25 protein-coding genes and 1 tRNA gene are annotated in these 24,891 nt (G+C 34.7%); 10 read left to right on the forward strand and 16 right to left on the reverse strand.

The genetic code is table 11. From position 1 onward, the window contains the following. Positions 1–2 precede the first annotated feature (2 nt). From frr to ispG, 5 genes are read left to right on the forward strand one after another with little or no spacing between them, the layout of a single operon-like run. Positions 3–572 (forward strand): ribosome recycling factor, encoded by a 570-nt coding sequence (frr, locus tag JHC30_03100; GenBank protein ID MCI4463140.1) that lies wholly within the window; start codon positions 3–5, stop codon positions 570–572. Then, positions 572–1,261 carry an isoprenyl transferase gene (locus JHC30_03105; protein ID MCI4463141.1) on the forward strand — a complete coding sequence of 230 codons (690 nt, stop codon included), beginning with the start codon at positions 572–574 and terminating at the stop codon, positions 1,259–1,261. The genes frr and JHC30_03105 overlap by 1 nt, the downstream gene beginning before the upstream one ends. Then, positions 1,254–2,384, forward strand: a complete 1,131-nt coding sequence (locus tag JHC30_03110; protein MCI4463142.1) for a 1-deoxy-D-xylulose-5-phosphate reductoisomerase — start codon at positions 1,254–1,256, stop codon at positions 2,382–2,384. The genes JHC30_03105 and JHC30_03110 overlap by 8 nt, the downstream gene beginning before the upstream one ends. Further along, a complete protein-coding gene (gene rseP / locus JHC30_03115) occupies positions 2,384–3,418 on the forward strand; it encodes an RIP metalloprotease RseP (protein ID MCI4463143.1) in 1,035 nt (344 codons plus the stop codon). Before JHC30_03110 ends, rseP begins: the two co-directional genes overlap by 1 nt. Continuing rightward, a complete protein-coding gene (gene ispG, locus JHC30_03120) occupies positions 3,415–4,458 on the forward strand; it encodes a flavodoxin-dependent (E)-4-hydroxy-3-methylbut-2-enyl-diphosphate synthase (protein MCI4463144.1) in 1,044 nt (347 codons plus the stop codon). The genes rseP and ispG overlap by 4 nt, the downstream gene beginning before the upstream one ends. Here ispG and JHC30_03125 read toward each other — a convergent pair. Next, on the reverse strand, positions 4,455–5,555 hold the full coding sequence (locus JHC30_03125) for a DNA double-strand break repair nuclease NurA (protein ID MCI4463145.1): 1,101 nt from the start codon (positions 5,553–5,555) through the stop codon (positions 4,455–4,457). The genes ispG and JHC30_03125 overlap by 4 nt on opposite strands. Positions 5,556–5,610: 55 nt before the next feature. Here JHC30_03125 and JHC30_03130 point away from each other — a divergent pair, with 55 nt between their 5' ends. From JHC30_03130 to JHC30_03145, 4 genes are all read left to right on the forward strand, one after another. Then, on the forward strand, positions 5,611–6,831 hold the full coding sequence (locus JHC30_03130) for a DUF401 family protein (GenBank protein ID MCI4463146.1): 1,221 nt from the start codon (positions 5,611–5,613) through the stop codon (positions 6,829–6,831). A 37-nt stretch (positions 6,832–6,868) separates the two neighbouring features. Continuing rightward, positions 6,869–6,959 (forward strand) — tRNA-Ser (locus JHC30_03135). A 14-nt stretch (positions 6,960–6,973) separates the two neighbouring features. Then, a complete protein-coding gene (gene queD, locus JHC30_03140; GenBank protein MCI4463147.1) occupies positions 6,974–7,327 on the forward strand; it encodes a 6-carboxytetrahydropterin synthase QueD in 354 nt (117 codons plus the stop codon). Further along, complete coding sequence (locus JHC30_03145) at positions 7,324–8,097, forward strand: GTP cyclohydrolase I FolE2 (GenBank protein MCI4463148.1); 774 nt, start codon at positions 7,324–7,326, stop codon at positions 8,095–8,097. Before queD ends, JHC30_03145 begins: the two co-directional genes overlap by 4 nt. Here JHC30_03145 and JHC30_03150 read toward each other — a convergent pair. The 13 genes from JHC30_03150 to JHC30_03210 form a co-directional block, all read right to left on the reverse strand. Continuing rightward, a complete protein-coding gene (locus JHC30_03150; GenBank protein ID MCI4463149.1) occupies positions 8,033–8,653 on the reverse strand; it encodes a TIGR01906 family membrane protein in 621 nt (206 codons plus the stop codon). The genes JHC30_03145 and JHC30_03150 overlap by 65 nt on opposite strands. Then, positions 8,650–10,893 (reverse strand): DEAD/DEAH box helicase, encoded by a 2,244-nt coding sequence (locus tag JHC30_03155; GenBank protein MCI4463150.1) that lies wholly within the window; start codon positions 10,891–10,893, stop codon positions 8,650–8,652. Before JHC30_03155 ends, JHC30_03150 begins: the two co-directional genes overlap by 4 nt. A gap of 3 nt (positions 10,894–10,896) precedes the next feature. Next, positions 10,897–11,658 carry a triose-phosphate isomerase gene (locus JHC30_03160; protein MCI4463151.1) on the reverse strand — a complete coding sequence of 254 codons (762 nt, stop codon included), beginning with the start codon at positions 11,656–11,658 and terminating at the stop codon, positions 10,897–10,899. Between the two features lie 2 nt (positions 11,659–11,660). Then, complete coding sequence (gene cdd / locus JHC30_03165; GenBank protein MCI4463152.1) at positions 11,661–12,059, reverse strand: cytidine deaminase; 399 nt, start codon at positions 12,057–12,059, stop codon at positions 11,661–11,663. Continuing rightward, positions 12,037–13,329, reverse strand: coding sequence for an HlyC/CorC family transporter (locus tag JHC30_03170; GenBank protein MCI4463153.1), 1,293 nt, complete (start codon positions 13,327–13,329; stop codon positions 12,037–12,039). Before JHC30_03170 ends, cdd begins: the two co-directional genes overlap by 23 nt. Before the next feature lie 2 nt (positions 13,330–13,331). Next, the gene (gene ybeY / locus JHC30_03175; protein ID MCI4463154.1) at positions 13,332–13,805 is read right to left on the reverse strand and encodes an rRNA maturation RNase YbeY; all 474 of its coding nucleotides are present in this window, start codon (positions 13,803–13,805) and stop codon (positions 13,332–13,334) included. Beyond that, positions 13,795–15,840: an HDIG domain-containing protein gene (locus tag JHC30_03180; protein ID MCI4463155.1), complete on the reverse strand. Its 2,046-nt coding sequence runs from the start codon at positions 15,838–15,840 to the stop codon at positions 13,795–13,797. The genes ybeY and JHC30_03180 overlap by 11 nt, the downstream gene beginning before the upstream one ends. Continuing rightward, positions 15,806–16,780, reverse strand: coding sequence for a PhoH family protein (locus JHC30_03185; protein ID MCI4463156.1), 975 nt, complete (start codon positions 16,778–16,780; stop codon positions 15,806–15,808). Before JHC30_03185 ends, JHC30_03180 begins: the two co-directional genes overlap by 35 nt. 42 nt (positions 16,781–16,822) lie before the next feature. Beyond that, positions 16,823–17,827, reverse strand: a complete 1,005-nt coding sequence (locus JHC30_03190) for an Mrp/NBP35 family ATP-binding protein (protein MCI4463157.1) — start codon at positions 17,825–17,827, stop codon at positions 16,823–16,825. After that, positions 17,799–18,236 carry an Rrf2 family transcriptional regulator gene (locus JHC30_03195; protein ID MCI4463158.1) on the reverse strand — a complete coding sequence of 146 codons (438 nt, stop codon included), beginning with the start codon at positions 18,234–18,236 and terminating at the stop codon, positions 17,799–17,801. Before JHC30_03195 ends, JHC30_03190 begins: the two co-directional genes overlap by 29 nt. A gap of 80 nt (positions 18,237–18,316) precedes the next feature. Continuing rightward, the gene (locus tag JHC30_03200; GenBank protein MCI4463159.1) at positions 18,317–19,048 is read right to left on the reverse strand and encodes a class I SAM-dependent methyltransferase; all 732 of its coding nucleotides are present in this window, start codon (positions 19,046–19,048) and stop codon (positions 18,317–18,319) included. Continuing rightward, a complete protein-coding gene (locus tag JHC30_03205) occupies positions 19,035–19,937 on the reverse strand; it encodes a pseudouridine-5'-phosphate glycosidase (protein ID MCI4463160.1) in 903 nt (300 codons plus the stop codon). Before JHC30_03205 ends, JHC30_03200 begins: the two co-directional genes overlap by 14 nt. Continuing rightward, positions 19,934–20,665, reverse strand: coding sequence for a nucleoside phosphorylase (locus JHC30_03210; protein MCI4463161.1), 732 nt, complete (start codon positions 20,663–20,665; stop codon positions 19,934–19,936). The genes JHC30_03205 and JHC30_03210 overlap by 4 nt, the downstream gene beginning before the upstream one ends. Before the next feature lie 72 nt (positions 20,666–20,737). On the opposite strand from JHC30_03210, the gene pepT reads away from it, so the two are divergent. After that, positions 20,738–21,958 (forward strand): peptidase T, encoded by a 1,221-nt coding sequence (gene pepT / locus JHC30_03215; GenBank protein ID MCI4463162.1) that lies wholly within the window; start codon positions 20,738–20,740, stop codon positions 21,956–21,958. Between the two features lie 4 nt (positions 21,959–21,962). Here the strand turns inward: pepT and JHC30_03220 are convergent, their stop codons facing one another. Then, a complete protein-coding gene (locus tag JHC30_03220; GenBank protein ID MCI4463163.1) occupies positions 21,963–23,141 on the reverse strand; it encodes a sigma-70 family RNA polymerase sigma factor in 1,179 nt (392 codons plus the stop codon). Between the two features lie 4 nt (positions 23,142–23,145). Beyond that, positions 23,146–24,867, reverse strand: a complete 1,722-nt coding sequence (gene dnaG, locus JHC30_03225) for a DNA primase (protein ID MCI4463164.1) — start codon at positions 24,865–24,867, stop codon at positions 23,146–23,148. Positions 24,868–24,891 lie beyond the last annotated feature (24 nt).

Here is a 24,891-nt window from a genome sequence, read left to right on the forward strand (position 1 = left end):
AGATGACTTTAGAACAAGAGAAAAAGATCCTAAATGAAGTTGAAGAGAAAATGAAAAAAGCAGTTGAAGTCATGGAACGAGAGTTTTCGAAAATTATGGCTACAAGAGTTACTCCAGAAATTCTTGATCCTGTTAAGGTAGAAGCCTATGGTACTTTAATGCCGCTTAAACAGGTTGCAACTGTTGTAGCTCCTAAACCGAGGCTTTTAGTAGTCGAGCCGTGGGACAAGTCTCTTTTGAAGGAAATAGAAAGAGCTATTTTAAAGGCAAATTTAGGTGTTACGCCTCAGAGCGATGGAACTACCATTACTCTTCCGTTTCCTAAGCTTACCGAAGAAGAAAGACAAAAATTTGTAGTTCAAGTTAAGAAACTTGCTGAAGAATTCAGAGAAGAAGTTAGAGCAATAAGACGTGAAGAAATCGAAAAGATAAAAACTATGGAAAAGAATAAAGAAATATCAGAAGACGATAAATTTAGACTCCAAGAAAAGATACAGCAACTTACGGAAAAGTATATTGACATAATTGACGAAAGACTAGAAAAGAAAGAGAAGGAGATTCTGGAGGTTTAATGAATCTAATTTCTCCCGTTCCCAATCATGTTGCGATAATAATGGATGGGAACGGGAGATGGGCGACTCAACGTGGTCTCAACAGAACCGAGGGTCATAAAGAAGGCGTAAAGGTCGTAAAAAAGATAGTAGAGGCTTCTGTTGAGGTAGGCGTTAAATATTTAACTTTGTTTGCATTTTCTACTGAAAACTGGAAAAGAGGACCAAGCGAAGTAAATTTTTTGCTAAACTTATTCGTCGATACAATTTATAACTATATACCAGAACTTAAAAGAAATTCCGTGAAGTTAAATTTTATAGGTGATTTTACACCTCTCCCTGTGCCTTTAAAGAAGACAATGGAATATGCCTTGAAAGAAACTTCGGATGGCTCGAGTTTAGTATTAACAATTGCGATAAACTATGGTGGACGTCACGAGATCCTTGAAGCGTGTAGAAAATTATGCGAAAGTAATGAAGATATAACAGAGGAAAATTTTAAAAAGTTTCTATATACAAAAGATCTTCCAGATCCGGATCTGCTAATTAGGACAAGTGGGGAAATGCGTATAAGTAATTTTCTTCTATTTCAGGTAGCCTATACAGAACTTTATTTTACAAAAACATTATGGCCCGACTTCACAAAGGAAGAATATTTTAAAATATTGCAAGATTTTGGTAAGAGGGAAAGAAGATTCGGCGGTGTCTAAAAAAGTTGTTATATTTGGCTCAACAGGGACTCTTGGAAAAAAAGCTTTTGAAATTTCACTGAACCTTGGTTATAAAATTGTTGGTCTTACTGCTTATAAAAATGTTTTTGAAATTAGAAAACAAATGCTTCTTTCAAATCCATCCTTCGTTGCGGTAGACGATCAATTACTTGGAGAGATTGAGGAACCAAATACTAAAACATACTCTTTAAACGAAGTTCATGAGCATATACTTGAATACGAGCCTGACATTGTCCTCTTTCTTGCATCAGGTATAACCTCTGCGAAAGCAATAAGAGTATGCCTTGAAAAGGGCATAAGAATAGGGATAGCAAATAAAGAAAGTATAATTGCTTTTGGAGAAGTCCTGTTTGAAAATAAGAATTTTGGAGATCTCGTTATACCAGTAGATTCTGAGACTTCTGGCATTTTCCAGGTGTTGCTTGGGGAGAGGAAAGAAGATTTAGAAAGGATAATTATAACTGCCTCTGGTGGTCCGTTTTTTAACAAGAAGAGAGACGATTTAGAGAAAGTTTCTGTGAAAGACGTCTTGAATCATCCGAATTGGCGTATGGGCAGTAAAATAACAGTAGATTCTGCAAATCTTGTTAACAAGGCGTTTGAAGTTATTGAAACTCATTTTCTTTTTAATGTTCCTTACTCGAAAATTGATGCAGTTATTCATAGGGAAAGTGTTATTCACGCAATGGCTGAATTTAAAGATGGCGAGATAAAAGCCCTTTTAAGTACTCCAGATATGGCTATTCCAATACAGTATTCCTTAACTTATCCTGAAAGAAAAGAGAACAATATTAAGCACTTAGATTTGGTATCTTTAGGAAAACTAACATTTTATGAAATTGATAGAGATGCATTTCCACTATTTGATACCATTTTAAGTTATGCAATGCTTGGGGGAAATTATTTACCATCAATTGTTGCAATTGACGAAGCGTTGGTTGAAAGTTTCTTAAGCGAAGAGATTTCTTTCCTTGATATTGAGAAGTACTTAATAGATTTTTTGGGTTCCATTGAGTTTCAAAAAATCAACAGCTTGGAAGAGGGAGAAAATGTGTATAATAATACGAAAAATAAAATTTTAGAGATACTAAGGAGAAAATGATGAATAGTGTTTTATATGCAATCTATGGACTTTTAATTATCAGTTTTCTTGCGCTTGCCCACGAATTTGGGCACTTTATTGTTGCAAAATTATCAGGCATTCCTGTAGAAGAATTTGCAATAGGCTTCGGACCAAGCATTTATGAAAAGAAACCTCAAAAGCCAAACGGCACTACCTTTAAAATCGGACTATTCCCTATTTTGGGTTATGTAAAAATAAGAGGTATGGAAGATAATTATGACGATCCCGAAGGATTCTATAATAAAGGATTTTTAGCTAAATTCCTTACAATACTTGCAGGGCCGCTTATGAATCTTGTAGTTGCAATTCTAATTTTTGGAGTTGTGTTTGCGACGTTTGGAAATCCTTTATCACCTACTACAACTATTGCAAGCGTTGTAAAGGGAAGTCCCGCTGAACAAGCTCAAATAGTTGCAGGAGATACTATTCTTAAGATAAACGGGACCGAAGTAAAAACCTGGGATGATATAGTAACTGAAATTCAAAAAAATAAGGATAACGTAGCAGTAATAGAGATTAAGAGAGGAAACGAAACCTTAGAAGTAAAAGTTGCTCCCCGTTACGACTCTGTTCAAAAAAGATGGTTGATTGGTATATCCCCGAAAGGAGAGGTCTATCCTTTAGGAAAGTCATTTATAGAGGGAACAAGGTGGACTCTTTCAACGCTTTATAATATGTTTACATTTTTACCAAAATTGTTTACAAGAACAGGCATTTCATCGGTTACTGGACCTATAGGGATTATATCTATGACCGGCGAAGCAGCATCGGCGGGTTTTTTAAGCCTTCTTTTCTTTGTTGCTTATATAAGCATTGCACTTGCTTTTACGAATTTGCTTCCCATCCCCCCTCTTGATGGAAGTTGGCTTATTATCATATTAGCAGAAGGCATATCACGAAAAAAGTTGCCTAAAGAACTTACAGCTAAGATTCAAAGTATTGCTCTAATTTTCATGCTATTCCTGATGTTTATAGTAAGCATAAACGACATTTTGAAATTAATCCACAAATGAGAAAATTAAAAAGAGTTGTTAGAATTGGAAATACCGAAATCGGTGGCGAAAACCCTATTCGTGTTCAGTCGATGACTAAGACTGACACAAGAGATGTTGATTCGACAGTCAATCAGATACTCGAATTGGAAGAACTGGGTTGTGAGATAATAAGAGTCGCCGTTAAGGATATGGAGGCTGCATCAAAAATAGGAGAAATAAAAAAGAAAATTCATATCCCACTTGTTGCAGATATCCATTTTGATCCACGGCTTGCTGTAGAATCGATAAAAAATGGAGCAGATAAAATTAGATTGAATCCGTCTAACATTCAGGATAAGGAGTGGATTAAAAAAGTTGCAACACTATGCAAAGAGAGGAACATACCCATAAGAGTAGGAGCAAATCTCGGTTCATTTAGAGAAAGACCAAAAGACCTTGTTAAAGCAATGGTTGAGAGCGTAAAAAATGAAGTTGAAATATTAAATTCGGTGGGATTTGATAATATTGTAATCTCTGCAAAGACGTCGAATGTTTTAACAACAATACAAGTAAACCGACTATTAAGTGATATGTTTGAGTATCCATTCCACATTGGCGTTACAGAAGCAGGGCCTCTTTCTGATTCACTTGTAAAAAGTAGCATTGGAATTGGTATTCTTTTGAATGAAGGAATTGGAGATACATTAAGAGTTTCAATTACAGGGAATCCACGTGAAGAGGTTATTGCTGGATACAAAATACTTAAGGCTCTTGAATTAAGAAAACATGGACTTGAGATTATTTCGTGCCCTACCTGTGGGAGAGCCGAAGTTGATATAGAAAGTATAGTTACAAAATTGAATACAGATTTCGGTAATGTAAAAACGGAACTAAAAGTAGCGGTAATGGGTTGTGTTGTAAATGGTCCAGGTGAAGCAAAAGATGCTGATATTGGTGTTGCATGCGGGAAAGACTCTGGAGTTCTCTTTAAGAAAGGCAAAATTGTTAAAGTAGTAAGGGGCGAAGAAATATATCCTGTCCTTAAAAGCGAAATTGAAAAATTACTTAATGAAGATTAAATTTTCCTTTTTAATTTTGAAGCCAATTTTTCAGAATAACGTCTAGAATCAATCATTCTTTTTCTAACATAATCTTCTAAAAATCTTTTCTCATTTTCGGTAATAACTGCACCAAAGTGAGCAAGTTTAAGGATTAGAGGATATCCTTGACCTCTTTCTATTTCGTAAAGAATTAGCGAGCATAAGTTTTCAAACATTTGATTATTTTCGTAAAGAAAATCTGGAACCTCAATTCTCACGACTTCATATTTTGTCTTTAAGAAAAAGAAATATATTCTGTTTGAGTAGTTCGATAGAAGTTTTTCTGTTGATATAAAGAGAGAAGTCCTTTGGTTTTCTTCGAGCAAAACGCTCATAAGTTCTGCATCAGTTATCGCCCTTAAAAGTTGTTTATCTTTCTCATCAAGTTGTACATTCTTCTTCCTTAAGTACAAGCCCATCGTTTTGATAACTTCTCTCGACCTTGTTCCGCTTATAAATCCAGCGATAGCTTTTCCTGCATTTTTTGTTTCAATAATCGGCTTTTCGTATTTCCGAATTGCTTCTTGTTCGTTAGTTGCCGTCTTTTTGAGTCCCCATAGTATAAGTGAACCATCAACAAGAGAAATATCGGGTTTATGAGTTTTAATTTTCTGTGCAAGAAATTCTGCTTCCTGCAAAAGCATATTAAGGTCTATGTCTTGTTCTGTGATAAAATTTCCGTTTGAATCGTAAATATCGTTTTCCCTGAAATATACTTGAGTTTCAGAGTCTTCAAGATGTCTATGGTTTTTTCCTATTATCTCAAAAACAGATGAAACATTAATTACATAGAATGGTAGAGGAAAGCCCTCTTGCATTTCTATTCTTGAACCGTCAACAGCAAGAATCGAATACTCTAAATTATCTTTATCTTGAACAGGAAAAGTTGAAAAGTCATCTATAAATTTTGCAAAACTGAATTCAGGGGGAGATTTAATTTTATCAACTTCACTTAAGTCGATATCCAAAATTTGCTCTTTAAGCAAATGAATTAGTTCTCGTTTCCTTTTGCTTATTTCAACATAGTATTTCGAAAGGTTCTCTATTTGTTCTAATGTATCATTCTTAAATTTCATATTAACATTATAATTTTCTTCCTTAAATTACAAAATTTCATTATAATTGTGCAGTATGAGAGATTTAATTTTCCTTGTGGTATCGCTTCTCCTGATTGGAGTTCTTGTCCAGCTAAAAATAAGCATAGCAATTTCAGTGTTTTTGCTTGCTATAATTACCGCAATTTTTAAAGGTTTAGACGTAATTTCGATTATCCACCTTCTAACCAAAACATTAACTCATATGGATACAATCAATATGATTCTTGTAATGATAATAGTTACTTACCTTGGAGAGATTTTGAAAACTTCAGGGCTACTTTCGGACATATCTTCAACTTTCAAAAAAATTTTCTCACCCAAAATATATCTTCCTCTTTATGCACTTGTTATAGGTCTTCTACCTATGCCAGGCGGAGCGTTGGTTTCTGCTCCAATGGTTGAAGAAGGTGCACAGGATGTAGAGATAAATCCAGAGGAAAAGGCATTGTTAAACTTCTGGTTCAGGCATGTTTGGGAACCTATTTCGCCACTTTATCCTGAGTTCCTTCTTGGTGTTTCTATACTTGGCACAACAATAGGAAAGGTAATAAGTATCCAATGGCCTGTATCTTTAGGTATGCTTCTTTCTGGAATACTTTTTGTAATACCTCTTATTAAAAGTGAAACTAAGCCTACTGATGGTGTGAACTTGCAAATTTTAATTAATATATTGAGAAGCCTATCTCCTATAATTTTCATTTTCATAATTCTTATGAGTTTTAAGAATCTACCAAGTTTCGTTGCAATGCTATCGGGGCTTATTTACCTTATTATTATGAAGAGAGTAACTTTATCAAAACTAAAATCATCCTTTAAGTTCAAAAAAATCATAGAATACGCATTTTTAATTTACTCCATATTTTTCCTTAGAGAGATAATTACTTCTACTAACTTTGCAGCAAGTGTCTATAACGAGCTTCAACTACTTAAAGCTCCGACTTTTTTAATTCTGTTCTTGCTTCCTTTTTCAATAGGCTTTCTTGCTGGTATTTCATCTGCTTCAATCGGTATAGCCTATCCACTTCTTATGCCTTTGCTTAAGAGCAATGGTGCATTAAGTTCTTCCAATGTTCTTATTGCATATCTTGGAGTATGGACAGCGCTTCTTTTTACGCCGATGCATCTTTGTCTTTCGCTCAGCGTAGACTATTTCAAAACAAATTTCACTAAAGTTTACAAGCTTATGTTAAAGCCATTTTTATTGTTACTGATTTTAACATCTATCTGGATAGTTTTCCTTAAATTTAAACCTTGATTTTTTTATCAAATTTTGTTATTATTTATAGGCTATTGGAGAGGTGACCGAGCGGCTTAAGGTGCACGCCTGGAGAGCGTGTGCGGGGCTAAACCCTGCCGTGGGTTCAAATCCCACCCTCTCCGCCATTTATGGAGGCAAAATGTTTCTTTTATCAAGAGAATTTTCTTTTGATGCTGCTCACAGAGTAGTTGATTACCATGGTAAATGTGAAAATCTGCATGGTCACACCTATCGCCTTATAGTAACAATCACGGGAGAAATTAAAAATGATGGAATGGTTCTTGACTTTGCTATACTAAAGAAGGTAGTTAATGAGAATGTAATTTCAGAACTTGACCACAGATATTTAAACGACCTTTTTGAAAATCCAACGACGGAGTTAATTGCTAAATGGATTTATGATAAGTTGAGCGATGCATTTAAAGAGTTTAACTGTAGAGTTTACGAAATAACACTTTTTGAAGGCAATAACAATAGGGTGACAGTTCGATGAGAGATGTTCAAAGCGAGAAAGACGAAAGAAATATTTCTATTGAAAAAGTAGGTGTCTCATCTTTAAGATATCCAATTAGAGTTATGGATAGACAAAACGGTTTCCAGAATACAGTTGCATTAGTCGATATTTTCGTTGATTTGCCATCCGATTATAGGGGAACGCATATGAGCAGGTTCGTCGAGGTATTAAATAGACACAGAAACAACATGTCACTCTCAAACCTTGAAAAAATCCTTGACGATGTAAAAATTGAACTAAAAGCGAAAGTTTCTCACATAATTTTAAGGTTTCCCTACTTTATTCTCAAAAAGGCACCTGTAACAAATGAAGAAAGTTTTATGGACTATGAATGTGCCTTTATTGCCTCGAAAAATGAAAAATTTGAATTTATGCTTGAGGTAAATGTCCCTGTTCACCTTTTGTGTCCCTGCTCAAAAGAAATCTCGGATTTTGGTGCGCACAACCAGAGAGCAAATGTAAAGGTAAGAATAAAGATGAACAAACTTGTTTGGATTGAAGAAATAGTCGACTTGGTAGAAGATTCCGCCTCGGCGCCACTCTATGCTTTGCTAAAGCGTCCCGACGAAAAGTATATTACCGAAATGGCGTACACAAACCCAAAGTTTGTTGAGGATATTGTAAGAGATGTTGCAATTGCTTTAGATAATGACAAAAGGATAACCTATTACGAGGTAGAAGCAATTAGTTACGAAAGTATTCATAACCATAACGCTTACGCTTACTTACATAGAGATAAAGAAGAATAGCAAGCGATAAAAGAAGTGTTCCACCAAACCAAACATAGGCAAGTTTCATAAAAACCTCTTCAGGGAAAAGTCTTATAAGTAGCGTATCGGGGTCAAGAAGCCAGTAATTGTTTCTAAAAAGAATTCTGTGGAATAAGGTAAAAGCCTCATCAAAATTAGTTAATGAAAATCCAATTAGCGATATAACAAATATTATAGTAATTACTGCGCTTATTTTAAGGACATCTCTTTTAAGGTTTTTTCGAAAATAAATGATGAAAAATAGTGATAAAAGAAAAAGCAAAAATGAAATAAGAACAAGTATTTTAACGTCTTTCATATGAATTTTTTCTATCTCTGTAAATCCGTCAATTGTTAGATAAACACTTCTGTCGAAAAAATAACTGATAATTGAAGAAACTTTGTTTAAGTATTCTCTCTTTTCGAATCCGTTATATTGCTGAAGATGTAGCATGTCAAAAAGATGAGAAAAAACGCACTGGTTGAGTAAAAGGATCGTAAATAAGGGAGCAAAAATAAGAACGAGTACTATCGATACAATAAGTATATATTTCATGAGGGTCTTATCTCCATCAGAAGTTTTATTGCACCTGTTTTGCTGAGCGGGTTATTCTCGTTTCCGCATTTAGGGGAATATATGCACGAGGGGCAACCATCTTTGCAAGGGCATGTTGAAATACTAATGAAAGCCTTTTCTAGAAGTTCTTCAATTCTATCGTAGGCTTTTTCTGTAATTCCTACACCACCTTCAATTCCATCATATAAAAAGATTGTGGTCATATTCGTGTCAGGATGCATTGGGTGTGAAACTCCACCGACATCATTTCTATCGCATTGGACGATTAATGGCATAACTCCAACAAGGGCATGTTCTGCTGCATGAATTGCTCCTAAAAAATCGTCAGTTTTTTTAATCTTTTCTGTAATGTTGTTTTCTATTGTGAACCATAATGCTTTTGTTTTAAACTCGATTTTTGGAAGTTCAAGAGGAAGCGTTTCTATTTTCCTGTCTGTAAAGAACTGCTTTTTAACAAAACCTCGAATAACTTCTTCGACAGTAACCTCTCCGTAATACACATTTAGATTCTTTACTTTCTTTTCCTTTAATATATTATCGATCCATATTGTTTCAACTGCAAGCGAATCCGTGTAATAGTCTGTAGTCTCCTTTTTCAGGTAAACCTCTTTATTTTCTAAATCCATAACTTTTACAACATATGTTTCTCCAAGATGCATATAAACAGCACCTACAAAAGCTTCCTCCAATGCTCTACTTTTTGAAATTCTTTCAAGCACATTCTTTGTATCTATGTCTATAAGTTTTATGTTTTCTTCACCTGCACTTCTCAGGTTAATTCCTGGTGCAGGAGATTTTTTGCTATTCAAAAAATATTTGCTTCCTCTTTTTGTAAGTAGATTGTTCTTTTCAAATTCAAAAATTGACTCCTTTACGGAATTCCCAAAGTATTCGTTATCAACTTCAGCATCAATCGGAAGTTCGTAAGAAGCACAGAGTAAATGAGGTTTTAAGATGTATGGGTTATTAAGGTCGATATTAAGACTTTCAAATTTCCGAGAAATTATATAGTCCGGATCTTTTGTAAAATATTGATCAAGAGGATTGCTACTTGTAATAAAAAAAGTAACAGATTCGTGAGTTCTTCCAGACCTTCCGGATTGCTGAAATAGGCTTGCAACGCTTCCAGGGTAACCGACGATAACTGTTGAATCTAATTCTCCTATGTCAATTCCAAGTTCGAGAGCGTTAGTTGCAACGACACATTTGATATATCCTTCTTTTATTTTTCTTTCTATTTCTCTTCGTAGTGTTTTAGTGTAACCTGCTCTGTATGGAGAAATTTCAAAAGATTTGCCCAACCTTTCTTGTAGCAATTTAGTAAGAATTTCTACTCCTTGTCTTGATTTTACAAAGGCAATTACCGTTTGATTGTTTTTGAGAAGTTTTTCTATTAAATTTACAGATTCCTGAATAATATTCTTCCTCAAATTAAGTGCTTCATTTACTACTGGTGGATTGTATATTACAAAAGACTTTCTGTATGGTGGATTAAGAGGCCCTTTAACCCACTCAAATCTTTCGCCTACTAATTTAAAAGCAAATTCAACTGGATTTTCAAGTGTTGCGGAAGATAATATGAATTGAGGATAACTTCCATAATAAGAAAGTATTCTTCTTAACCTTCGCATAACCATTGCAAAATGTGCTCCTAAAACTCCTGAGTAGTAATGCGCTTCATCAACTACCACGAATTTCAGCCCGGTTAAAAATCTGCTCCAAAGCATATGGTTTGGTAATATTCCTACATGAAGAATATCTGGGTTGGCAATAACAATTCTTGAATATTTCCTGAGATTAATCCTTTCTTGGGCTGGCGTGTCGCCATCATATGTAGAAGATTGCAAATCTGTTATTTCATGGAGCTTTTCTAATTGATCCTGGGCAAGAGCTTTTGTTGGGTAAAGGTACAAAGCTGTTGCTTGGGGATCTTTGTTAAGTTTTGAAATGATGGGGACATTAAAAGCTAACGTTTTGCCTGAGGAAGTAGAAGAGGTTATTATTACATTATGCCCATCTTTGAGCAGATTGTACGCTTCGATTTGATGTCTGTATAACCCAAAGATGCCATTATCCTCGAGTTTTTTTCTTAGCTTGCTATCTATATCTAACGGAAAATCAAATCTTTCATAAGTGTCCCCTGGAATATCGAATATCTTTACTATTTGCCCTCGATAGTCTTCAGAGGATTTAATTTCTCTTAAAAGATATTCTACCACTCTTTATTTTAACTTTGCGTTTTTTAAAATTCTGTATAGTTCGGTAAATGTTTTTGCATCAAGACTTGCTCCACCAACCAACCCACCATCAATATCATTAACGTTTGCCAAACTGTCAAAATTATCAACTTTTATACTTCCCCCGTATAGAATGGAAACATTTTTGAACTCAGGATTGTTAAAAAGTTCAACAAGATAATTCCTAATAAATTTATGAACTTCATTTGCTTGTTCTGGTGTTGCATTTACTCCTGTTCCAATTGCCCATACAGGCTCGTAAGCAATGATAAAGTTTGTAGAACTCACACCTTTAAGCCCTTTCTCTAATTGTTCCTTTATCACGGTCTCAGTTTTGTTTGATTGCCTTTCTTCAAGAGTTTCGCCTACACAAAGAACTGGAGTTAGTCCGTGAGAAATAGCAGATAAAACTTTTTTGTTTATTATTTCGTTATCTTCTTTGAATATATGCCTTCGTTCAGAATGCCCTATTAACACATACTGAACTCCAAACTCATTTAGCATTATTGGGGAAATTTCACCTGTAAAAGCCCCTTTTTCTTCATAGTGCATATTTTGTGCGCCTACTTTTACCGGAGAGTTAGAAATTGCTTTTGAGAAACTTTCAATTGCAGTGAAAGGTGGAAATACGCCCATCTCAACATTTTCATTAAATTCTACTTCTCCTTTCAAATAATTTGCGTATTCAAGTGCTTCTTTTACAGTCTTATGCATCTTCCAATTTGCAAAAAGATAATACTTTCTCATTTTTACCTCCCATCCAACCTTTCTTTTAAAAATGGAAACGGAAGAAGTTTGTTTATGTTCGTTTCAATAATTGAGCCTTTGTCGTTTACAAGCATTATTGGTAAATCATTGGAAAACTCAGATATTACTTGCCTGCAAATTCCGCACGGTGGTGATGGCTCTTCGGTTTTTGTTGCAACAACCAAAAGCTCAAAATCATGCTCTCCTTCGCTTACTGCTTTAAAAATTGCAACTCTCTCGGCGCATACACTTGCACCATAACTTGAATTTTCGATATTGCAACCCGTGTAAATTTTACCACTTTTGGTAAGTAACGCTGCACCTACCTTGAACTTTGAGTAAGGTGCATAAGCGTTCTCCATTGCTTCTATTGCTTGTTTAATCACCTCGTTCTTGTCCATTTTCTTCCTCACCTTCTTTCTTATTTTCAAGAAAAATAGCCTTTACCTGGACTATTCTTCTATTTCTAACCTTGCTTACGATAAACTTGATATTCTCTATTATAATCTCTTCGCCCGGATTTGGAAGCCTTCCAAAATGTTCTAAGAGAAGACCCCCTATAGTAGATGCCTCTTCCCCTGAGAGATTTACATTAAACATTTCATTGAAGTCATCAATATTAAAAGCACCCGACACAAGATATGCATTTTCTCCCAATCTTTGGACTGGTTTTTCCTCAATGTCAAACTCGTCCTGTATCTCTCCAACGATTTCTTCCAATATATCCTCAATTGTTACAAGACCGGAAATTCCTCCATATTCGTCAAAAACAAGCGCTATCTGAATTTTATTCTTTTGCATCTCCTTAAACAACTCATCTACTCTTTTTGTCTCAGGAACAAACAAAGGTGTACGCAAGATTTTCTTAAGATCGATTTTTTCTTTTTTTGCGATAATTTTTAGAAGATCCTTCACATAAAGAATACCTATCACATTGTCAATCTTTTCTTCATATACAGGGAATCTTGAGTGACCGCTTTTTGTTATGGTGTCAAGTGTTTCATCAATTTCAGATTCGATATCTATTGCAACAATGTCTACGCGAGGAGTCATTATTTCTTTTACAATAGTGTCACCAAATTCGAAAATTGAATATATCATTTTCTCTTCTTCTCGTTCAATTATCCCTTCCTTTTTCCCAATCTCGATCATAGATAGGACTTCATCTTCTGATGCAAAGAACTTCTTTTCTTCTGCTCTAATGCCTAAAATTAAAAGAACAAACTGGGAAACTTTTGAAAGGATATACGCAAAAGGTTTTATTAAATAATAAAAAGGAAGGAATATAGCAAAAGAAAAACTTAGGCTTTTTTCTGGAATTGAACTCCCAATAGTTTTCGGGACAGTTTCACCAAAGATCACTACAAGTAGTGTCGTTATAATCGTTGCTATTAGAACTATGAGTTCGTTTGAAAGAGCGTAGTTCTTTGAGTACATTATTGCAATATTTGTAATTAAGGCAGATATCAGGAAATTTACAAAGTTATTTCCAATAACGACTGCACTTATAAAACTTTCGGGTTTCCTTTTATGCTCAAGAATTAGTTTATAAAGGAAATTCTTTTTAGCATAAGTTTGTATGCGAAGAAGCGAAGAATTAAACATCGCTGATTCAAGCATTGTGAAAACTGCTGAAATAAACAAAAGAAGAATTACGATTAAAGTACTCACGCCTAACGAAGACAAAGTTCAATCACCTGCCTTTTAAGATTTTGAAGAATCTTATTTAGCAGTTCTTCTTCCTTTTCTTCCATAATAAGTCTATCCTTCTCTTTTTCGTGGTCATATCCGAGAAGGTGCAAAATTCCATGAATGAACAGAAGGATAAAATAGTCGTTAAAGTTATTCCCTAGTTTTTTTGATTGTTCTAAGACAACTTCTGGACAAATGAGTATCTCTCCATAGAGTCTTTTGCCTTCTTCGTAATCGATAAGAAAGGAAAGTACATTCGTCGGCTTATCAATTTTTCTGTAAAGTTTGTTTAATTTTTGAATCTCAGGTTTAGAAAGAATTGCAAAACTTATAGAGACATTTTCTTTTATGCCTAATTCCTCTACAATCATTTTAATTATATTTTTTAACGCACTTTTATTTACCTTGTATTTTTTCAATTTACTGCTACATTCTAATTTAACCTTACTTTCCATTCGGATACCTCTCTCTTTTATGATACATAGAAATGAGACTTTTTACAAATGAGTTCTTTACCTTTTCAAGTTCGGCAAAGGTAATATCAGCCTCAGAAAGCTCTCCTTGTTTTATTCTGTCCTCAATTAGTCTATTAACGAGTTCCTCTATTTTCCTATATTCGAGTTCTTCTTTATCCAGACTTTTTGAAGCCGCTTCTACTGCATCGGCAAGCGAAACTATAACAGTTTCTTTGGTATCCGGTAGTGGACCGGGGTATCTGAAATCATCCATTGTAACATTAGGGTCAATTTCTTTTGCTTTTAAATAAAAGTACATCATTACACTTTTCCCATGGTGAGTCTCGATAAAATGAATTATGTCATCAGGCAGCCTGTATCTTTTACCTAGTTCAATTCCATCCTTTACGTGGTTTAGAATAATTACTTTACTGAGGCTTGGTGAAATCGTATTGTGAATGTTTGGAACATCCGATTGGTTTTCAGTGAAATAGTAAGGATAAAGTAGCTTACCAATGTCGTGATACAATGCCCCCACTCTTACAAGGAGCGAGTTTGCGTTTATTGCCTCTGCAGCCTGAGAAGAAATATTTGCAACAGCAATACTGTGTGCAAAAGTTCCAGGTGCCTTAACTGACATTTCCTTCAAAAGCGGTGTGTTCAAATCGTTTAACTCTAAAAGCCTTAAAAGAGTTGCTTCGTTAAAAATGTGTTCGAAAATATATATAATTACTATTGCAATTGGTACCGAAAGTAAAAAGTTCAAAAATGAAAATAGGCTGTTTATGAAAGATGGTTGCGTTGCCAAAGAAAAAGTTTTTCCCATAAAAAATACTGTAATTCCCACAAAAAATCCGCCTATTGCGCTTGAAATAATATAACTTGCAATCTTTTTCGTTTTGTTTATGTAGTAAACAATTAAGAGAGATGTAACTGAGAATATTATTATCACGAAAAGAGGTTGAGTTAGAAACGGCAAAAGAATCAATATAAATACAAAAGATGATAGTAACAAGTCCTTTAATTCGAAAAATTCATTAAATACGATCAAGAATAGAGGAACCAATATTAAATAGATTGAGAATGATGAGATAAAGAAGGAAAGGAAAGAAAAGATAGAGACAATTAATAAAAACTCAGAAGTTTTCTTTGGGACATTTTTCTTCCTGGAAAGAATAATAAATGCTGTTACAGATTCCAATAAAGCAAGAAATGCCAAAAGAATTATATTATAAATGGTAATGGTTTTATAGATTCCGATTTTCTGTAGCATCGTAATATCATCTTTGGTTATTATGTGGCCTTTTTCTATAATTTTTGTTCCTTCTTGAAGGACTACCTCTACCGGTTTTACTTTTTTAATTGCCTCTTGAATTGCTTTGTTTGTTGCCTCTTCATCGTAAACAAAGTTCGGTTCAATAAACTTTCTTGAAATCCATAAAGTTAGGGTTTTCTCTGCATCCGAAAGTTTTAAAGAATTAATGTCCTTATTGATTGTATCAAAAGCATCATTTATCTCAGAATCTCTTATCCCTTTTTTATAAAGATTGTTAAACTCGTTTAATAAAAAATTTTTTATGAAAAGCAATCTGTCTTTGCTTAACTCAAGGACATAATTTGCAAGTTCTGAATCGTTGTCAAAAATTTGCTTTAAAGAAGCTACCTTTTCATTTTTTGTTTTTGAGGAATCCTCTTTTATAGCAAGTATTTCATTAAATAAGTTAACTATCCTGTTTTGAACTTTAATCTCTACATTTGAATCATATGTGTATAACGGCATGACTGATTTTTTTGCATTTTCTATTGCCTGAGCGGTTTTTGCTTCATCAATATATGATATAGTCGCAGGAACGATTATATCCTGTGGAGCTGGCTCATTAACGGCAATATTTATTTGGTTTCTGATAGATAAGAATAGTAAAAGATAATTTAAAGTAAGAAAGAATACAAGGAGCACAGCAAAAAGCTTCTTCTCAAGGGTTATAGAGACAAATGTTTCCTTAAGCCCCGTTGCTATTCTTCGTTTTATTTTCAAATTTTTCATAAGCATTGATAATTTTTTGGACAAGGGTGTGCCTTACAATATCATTTATATCAAGAAAAACAAACTCAATTCCTTCGACATTTCTCAGAATATCAATTGCAACCTCCAATCCATTTCGCCCCTGGCTTGCAAGTAAGTCGCTTTGCGTTAAGTCTCCAGTTATAACCATCTTAGAGCCTATTCCAAGTCTTGTAAGAAACATTTTCATTTGAGAAAATGTTGTATTTTGTGCTTCGTCCATAATTATAAAAGCGTCATTAAGAGTTCTTCCTCTCATAAAAGCAAGAGGTGCTATTTCTATTGTTTTATTGTTGATGAGTTTTTGAGTTTTTTCCTGTCCCAAGAATTCGAAAAGAGCATCGTATATTGGTCTAAAATATGGATCAACTTTTTGTTGAATGTCTCCCGGTAAGTACCCTATTTTTTCTCCTACCTCAACAACAGGTCTTGTAAGTATTATTCGAGAAACTTTATTTGAAAGAAGATACTTAACTGCAATTGCAACTGACAAATAGGTCTTTCCGGTTCCTGCTGGTCCTATTACAAAGGTGATATCGCTTTTGTTTACTGCCTCTATAAATTTTTTCTGTCCAAGTGTCTTAGGGGTTATACCCCTTCCTTTTATGTCTTCGATAATTTGGCTTTCGGGAAGTTCTTTAAGGAAATTCCCGTCTTTTATTTTTGTTGAATAAATTACCTCTTGAATGGAAAATGGATATTTCTTCTCTACAAGTTGTTCTATTTCTTTTAGAATCTTTTTCGTTAATTGAACATTCTCTTTTTCGCCACTTATATATAATTTTTCGTCCCTCAGGGTAATCTTTACATTTAAATTTTTTTCGATTACCCTGAAGTTTTCATCTAATACACCAGTAACCTTTAATATATTCTTAGGGTTCTTTAGTCGTATTACTTCGGTTTCTTCTCCCATTATCTATTATAGAATAGCAGAAAATGGGGGAATTTCAAATAGTCATTTTAGTTTGTTTATTACTTCGTTTGCAATAATAGTGAATGCTTCTTTTACTTCACTATTACCCTCTATGTAGAAAGAAGGAATGCCTACGTCTCCGCCTTCTCTTACCTGCACCTCGAGAGGGACGCTTCCGAGGAACGGCACACCCGCTGATTCTGCAAGCTTCTTACCTCCCCCCGCTCCGAAGATTTCCGTTTTTGCTCCACAGTGTGGACACTTAAAATATGCCATATTCTCAATTACTCCAAGTACTTCTATATTCATTTGCTTAAACATATTTAATGCTTTAGATGCATCAAGTACCGATACACTTTGTGGTGTTGTAACGATTATGCCGTAATGTGTTGGTAAAGTTTGAGCAACTGTAAGTGCAACGTCTCCTGTTCCTGGAGGTAAATCAATTAAAAGAAAGTCCAACTCTCCCCACTCAACATCCTCGTATAATTGTTCCAAAGCCTTAGTTACAAGTGGTCCCCTCCATATAACAGGTGTTGATGGATCCTCAAGGAGAAAACCAATAGAAATAAGCTTTACACCAAATTTTTCGATCGGAACCATTTTCCTATTTTCAGTTACTCTTGGCAATTCTTGTTCTACACCAAACATCTTTGGAATATTAGGTCCATATACATCCGCATCCATTATTCCTACCTTATAACCAAGGTTAGCAAGTGCTACTGCAAGGTTTGTTGTAACGGTTGACTTTCCTACCCCGCCTTTTCCTGAGCCAACCGCAATTATGTGCTTTATTTTAGGAGTTTCCTTGAAAGTTATTTCAAACTCAACTACCTCTGCTCCAAGTTGCGTAAGCCTTTTTGTGATAACCTGTTTCAATTCGTTTAGCGTTTCTTCATCAATTGGAGTTAATCGAAGCGCTATGTTTACTTTGTTTCCAATTACTTCTACCCCATCAATGCTTCCAATGTTTAAAAGTAATTTTTTCAGTTTAGGGACATAGGTTGTTTTAAGGACATCAATTACCTGTGTTTGTAAAAGTGCCATACTTTGCTCTCCTTTCTATTAAATCTTCAAGCGTTATATTTTGTAAAAATTCGTCTAATCTTTCTTTAAGATATTCAAGCGATTGCATAGAAATGCACTCTGTAGGTTTGCACTTGAGGGTTTTCTTACCAAATTCACACTTAACTTCAATACTTTGTCTTCCTACGGCTTCTATTATTTCACGCACAGTAATATCTTTTGGGTCTCTTGCAAGTGTATATCCGCCGCTTCTTCCTTTTTCGCTTTCAAGAATATGATGTTCTCTTAACATAGAGCAAATCCTCAGGATATAGGGGAACGAAACATTATTATTGTGCGCAATCTCGCTCACGGTTGCGCGTCTATCTTTTTTGCTTGCAATGTATATTAACGATTTTATAGCATAACCTTCAAGTGTTGTAAGTATCACTTTACCCTCTTTTCATTTTCAATTATTACTAAGGCGGTAATATTATAATACAATTTTATGAAAATTCAAGTTTATTTGTCCTACTTTCTGCCAATAATGATAATGCGTTCAGAGTCTATATGAAATTTTTCGAAATCGTAATTGCCGTAGTATTCTATATTCTTAAAAGCAAATTTCTTAAATAGGTTTATCATTTCAGTGAGAGAATAGATACGTATGTGTCTTATATAATCTTTCCTTAGATTGGGACCTACAATATATCGATGGGTAGATACAACGGATGTAACTGGATTAAATTTTCTACGTTCAAGTATAAATACACCATCTTCCTTTTCTTTAAAAGTTTCTCGAATAAAATATTTGAGTATATAGTCCCGATTTTCAATGTCAATTATGAGGGCTCCGCCCTTTTTTAGTGCATTATAGAAATTTGAAACGATTTTTTCATTTGTATCGTCATCAAAGTAGCCAAAGGAAGACCACATATTTATTACAGCGTCGAAAGAATCTTTAAAAGCAAGTTCTCTCATATCCACGAGTTTGAAATCCAAATTTTCAAGATTTAGGGCATTTTTGAAATCTTCTGCAAATTTTATATAAAGAGGGCTTGAATCAATACCTAAAACTCTATATCCTCTTTTTGCAAGTTCTATTGAGTGTCTTCCTATACCACAGCCAGCGTCAAGCACATATGAATTAGGAAGCAAAAACTTTTCAACAAAGTTAACCTGCTCTTTAGTTCTTTCTTCGTTTTGAGGTAAAAGAAAATATTTTAAATAAACATCGTCAAAATATTCTTTAGTCCAGTCCATTTGAGGCGATTTCTTTTGCAATTAAACTTGCAACATATGCATTATTTTTAATGAGTGCGATATTTGCTTCTAATGACTTTCCTTCACTCAATTCAAAAATTTTAGAGAGAAGAAAAGGTGTTACGCCTTTGCCTGTAATTTTGTTTTTCTTTAATTCCAACAGTGCGTTATTAATCCACCTTTCCATGGTTTCATATGGAATCTCATATTTCTCAGGTATCGGGTTTGCAACGAGAATTGCACCTTTTATGCCATATATATTCTTTATCCTAAGAACTTTTGCAACAACGCTCTCATCTACTGGATCAATCTTCAAACCACTTTTTCTTGAATAAAATGTAGGGAATTCGTTTGTCTTGTAGCCCAAAACAAGCACGCCTTTTGTCTCTAAATACTCAATAGTTTTTTGGACATCAAGAATTGATTTCACACCACTTGAAACTACGGCAATATTCCTCTCCGCAAGTTCATCAAGGTCTCTTGAGATATCAAAGGTCTCATTTACTTCTCGGTGAACACCACCTATACCTCCAGTTGCAAAAACTTTTATATCTGCTTTTTCAGCAAGAAAAGATGTAGCAGATACTGTGGTTCCTGCAGAAAGACCTTGTGCAACTGCAAGAGGTATTTCACGAGTCGAAACCTTCAGAACAGTTTCCTTTTTTGCTAAGGCTTCAATTTCGTCAGGACTTAAGCCAATAATTATTACTCCATCAAGGATACCAATTGTTGCAGGTGTGGCACCAGTTTCTATTACAGTTTTTTCAACGGATATGGCTGTTTCAACATTTTGTGGATATGGCATTCCATGAGTAACAATTGTAGTTTCCAATGCAACAATAGGGTCGCCATTCTTAAGAGCGGTAAGAATTCTATCGCTTATTCTCATTTTACGCCTTCTTTTGAGAGCTTGTAAATTGCTTCTAAACCAATTTTTATTGCATCTTCTTCTGCTTTCTTAAAAAGTTCCTCTGCACCAAAAGGCTTTACAGATTTCAAATACACATTTCCATCTAAAGCAAATAGTGCACCTGCCTTCACGCCACGTGCTGCGCTCACAATAAATACACAGCCACTCTCCATTTCTATTGCTTTAACTTTTGCCTTAACGAATTTCTCCATCTCCTCGTCAGAATAAGGAATATAAAAAGCATCTTCAGAAATAACGACACCATATGCTAAATTAGGTTTTATTTCTTTACCTACTTCAATAATGGTTTTTGTTATATCAAAATCTGCAACTGCAGGAAATGTAGTCCTTAGATAATTTGGAGTTGTTCCATCGTCTCTAATGCTTCCTGTTGCAACAACAACATCACCAACATTGAGGTTAGGATCAATTCCGCCTGCAGATCCCACTCTTATGAAAACTTTACCACCAAGGTTAATAAGCTCCTCTAAAACTATTGCAGTAGAAGGAGCACCCATTCCTGTTGTTGCTATTGTTATTCTTTCTCCCTTGTAGTAACCTGTATAAACATAGAGAAGTCTATACTCGTTAACAAGTTTTGGATTTTCAAGAAGATGAGACATCTTCTCTGCTCTTTGGGGGTTCCCAACGAGGATTACATAAGGTGAGATATCCTCACTTTCACATCTAATATGAAATTGTGCCATAATTTAACCTCCTAATATAGTATATAGTTTCTATATTATACATCTTTTGGTATAATTTCTAAGAGGTGAACTATGGAAGAAATGATTGAAAGGTTTATAAAGTATGCTAAAGTGAACACACAATCAAAAGAGGACTCTGAAACTTTTCCAAGCACAGAAGGGCAAATTGAGCTTGCGAAAATAATTAAGGAAGACCTTGAAAAAATAGGTATTCAGGCAACTTTAAGCGAATTTGGTTATGTGTATGCCTACATTCCTGCAAATGTTGAGCGCGCTATTCCTAAAGTTGGATTCCTTGCTCATATGGACACATCTCCAGAAGTAAGCGGTGAAAATGTAAACCCAAGAATTGTTGAGAATTACGATGGCAACGATATTCTTCTGAATAAAGAAAAAAATATTGTTCTTTCAAAAGAAAAATTTCCTGTTCTTAAAGAATTTGTTGGGCATGATCTAATTGTTACTGATGGAACAACCTTGCTTGGAGCAGATGACAAAGCAGGAGTTGTAGAAATAATACAGGCAATAAAAGAAATAATCGAAGGAAACTTACCTCATGGTGATATCTATATAGCATTTACACCTGACGAAGAAGTAGGAAGAGGTGTTGATAAGATTGACCTATCCGCTTTTAAACCCGACTTTGCATATACGCTTGACGGTGAAGGATACGGTTTGTTCGAGTTCGAGAACTTCAATGCGGCGTCCTTAAGATACAAGATCCACGGTATTAATACACATCCTGGAACTGCTAAAGGCGCAATGAAAAATGCTATTAAGATTGCCCAAGAATTGATGTTCCTCTTCCCTCCACTTGAGACTCCAGAAGCAACCTCAGGATACGAAGGCTTTTATCACTTCTATGAGATAAACGGAGGCGTAGAAGAGGTGAATTTAAAGGCTATAATAAGGGATCACGATAAGAATAAGTTCCAAACAAGAAAGTACTTTGCTGAAAACATTGCGAATTTCATAAATGATAAATATGGCGAAGGAACTGTTTCAATTGAAATTAAAGACCAGTACTATAATATGAGAGAGATAATTGAAAAGAACCCACAGATTGTAGATATTGCAAAAAAAGCATTCGAAATGTCTGGAATTGAATTCAAAACAAAACCAATTCGTGGTGGTACAGATGGTGCAAGGCTAACATATATGGGAATTCCTACACCAAATATTTTCTCAGGTGGATATAACTATCATAGCATATACGAGTTTGTTTCTATCCAGGCAATGGAGAAAGCGAAGGAAGTAGTTAAAAACATTATTAAAATTCTTGTCGAATCCTAATATTCTAAGGCTCTTCTTCTCCGCCTTCATCTTCGGGATTCTCTTCTTCGAGAGTCCCTTCTTCTTTTTCTAATTGTTTAAGGTATTGAGAAAGTTTTCGCTTTGCTTTTGCCTCAACCTGTCTTATTCTCTCCCTTGTTACTCCAAAAATGGTACCTACTTCTTCAAGAGTATGAGGGTATTCTCCATCAAGACCCATTCTGTATTTCAGTATTTCTCTTTCACGAGGTGTGAGTTTATTTAAAACCTTTTCTATCTGTTCTTTATAGTATTGATTTAAACTTTCTCCTTCCGGCGTAAGGTGTCTGTTATCCTCAATGAAATTCTCCAATCTGCTTTCTTCTTCATCGCCTACAGGCATTTCAAGTGAAAGTGGTTGTTGTGCAAGCCTCAAATATTTGCTTATCTTTTTTTCGGAAATGCCAGTTCTTTCTGCAATCTCTTTATAAGTAGGCTCTCTTCCTAATTCTTGCATAAGTTCTTTTGAAGCCTTCTCAATTTTATTTATGCTATCAACCATATGAACGGGAACTCTTATTAGTCTTGATTGATCTGCCAATGCCCTTGTGATAGCCTGTCTTATCCACCAGGTTGCATATGTTGAAAACCTAAATCCTTTTCTGTAGTCAAACTTCTCTGCCGCACGAATAAGTCCGAGGTTTCCTTCTTGGATAAGATCAAGGAACGAAAGACCATGTCCTGTGTAGCGCTTTGCAATACTTACTACAAGCCTTAAGTTTGCTCTCAATAGTTTTTCTTTTGCCCATTTCTTTTCTTCTTCTGTTCCGTGTGCTATCTTTTTTGCAAGTTCCATTTCTTCTTCTGGGGTTAAAAGGTCAACAGATCCAATTGTTGCAAGATAAGATTGTATTGGATTTTTAAGCTCTGTAATTTCTACCTCTTCTACTGCTTTTCTGCTTAGTTTTCCTTTGATCTTTTCAAGTCTTTCTTTGTCTCCAAATTTAACCTTAAGTTTTTGAAGAAGTATAAACATTTCATCTATTTCGTCCTCTGTAAGTGGCATCCTTTCCAAAGCGTCTGCGATTTCCTCGTATGAGAGAAAACCAGTAACCCTACCACGTTCGATAAGTTTACGGACCACTTCTTTTTCGTCCTTGCTTAAGTCTTTCAACTTCTTAAGGTAATTTTTAATTAGTTGCAAAGAAATGTCTTTTTCTTGCATGATCTCACCTTCCTTTATATTCTTTAATTAATTTGTTAAAAACTTTTATTTTTTCAAGTTTTTCTTCTCCGTCAAGCATTTGAATCTCATTGTATAATTCGTCTAGTTTTTGCTCGTAATCTTTTATATCCTTATACGACTCAATGTGCTCCCTCACTGATTCGTCTCTTGCAAGATACTCGTCCTTAAAATATAATTCTACCGCTTTATTATATGTTTCAGTGTCGAGTTCTAACCAATTTGCTGGATTTGGGTTAATACCTCTATCTAAGTCTTCCAGGGCTTTTAGCACAATTTTTTTATACGGTTCCTCAAAATCTGAAACAGGACAGAGTTTTAGAATGTCTTCAGTTAAAGGGCTTCCCTGTAGTATAGCCTGCGCAAAAACTTCCTGGATTTGAAGAATTTTGTTCTTAAGTTTCGGGGTAAGACTTAGCAAGTCTTTTTTTGAGCTATCTTTCGATTTTGTTGTATATTTATTATATGCATCAATTAAAAATCTCTCTTCAATCTTGGTTTTGAGAGAAATAATTTTTAGATATTCGTAAACGAGAGTCTTACTCTCAATTTTAGAAACAGTTTCAATGACTTTCTGTATAGCAGCATTTTTGGAAGCAAGAGTTCCATCTGTTTTTGATAATTCAAAATCGAGGATAAATAGGACAGGGTCTTTTGCACTCTTAAGCATTTCTATAACTGCATCTTTTCCATATTTAAGAATAATTTCATCTGGGTCAAGATTACTATTGCTTGTGATTACAAGGGGAGTTAATTCAACTTTGTTGCAAATTTCAACTGCCCTTTCTGCTCCGCTTCTTCCTCCAAGGTCATTATCGAAGAAGAAATATATTTTGGAAGCAAATCTTTTTAAAAGACGAGCATGTTGTTCTGTAAAGGATGTTCCCATTGTAGAAACGACATTTTTTATTCCGTTTTCAAATAAGGCAATTGCATCAAAATAACCTTCCACTACTATCGCTTCTTTAGTCTCTCTTATATACTCCTTTGACAAATTCATTAGGTAAAGTACTTCGCCCTTTTTAAAGATAGGTGAGTCAATTGAGTTTAGATATTTTGGTTCTTGACCTGAAAAACTTCTTCCGCTAAAACCGACAACTTTTCCGCTGAGGTCAAAAATTGGTATCATTATTCTATTGTAGAAATAAGAGACTACATTGCCTGCATTGTCAATTCTAAAATTCCCAGTTCTGAGTATGTCTTCCTTTTTGAATCCTTTTGAAAGGAGGTGATGAAAGATCTCTCTATTGTCCTCTCCTATAAAACCGATTTGGTGGGTTTTTATGCTTTCTTCTGTAAGTCCGCGCTTTAAGAGATATTCGTAAGGTAAGCCTTTCAGATGTTCGACAAAATAATTTTTAATTTCTTCGTTAATTTCAAGAAGAATGTCTCTGTCAATATTATCTTTAGGGATAAACTCAGGAACCTCAATGCCTGCTTCTTTAGCAAGTTGATTAATAGCGTCCTTAAAAGTAAGGTTTTCAATCCTCATAAGAAATGTAACGATGTCGCCGCTTGCACCACAGCCAAAACAGTGATAGAGTTGTTTTGAAGGGCTTACAGTAAAAGAAGGCGTCTTTTCTTGATGAAACGGACACAAACCAACATAGTTTGAGCCCTGTTTTTTAAGTTTAACATATCTACCAATAAATTCAACAATATCAATTTTATTATGAATTTCTTCTACAACTTCCCTAAGGTCTTTCATCAAATATAAATACGGGAAATAGGG

The organism is Caldisericum sp., from assembly GCA_022759145.1.
GTDB lineage: Bacteria > Caldisericota > Caldisericia > Caldisericales > Caldisericaceae > Caldisericum.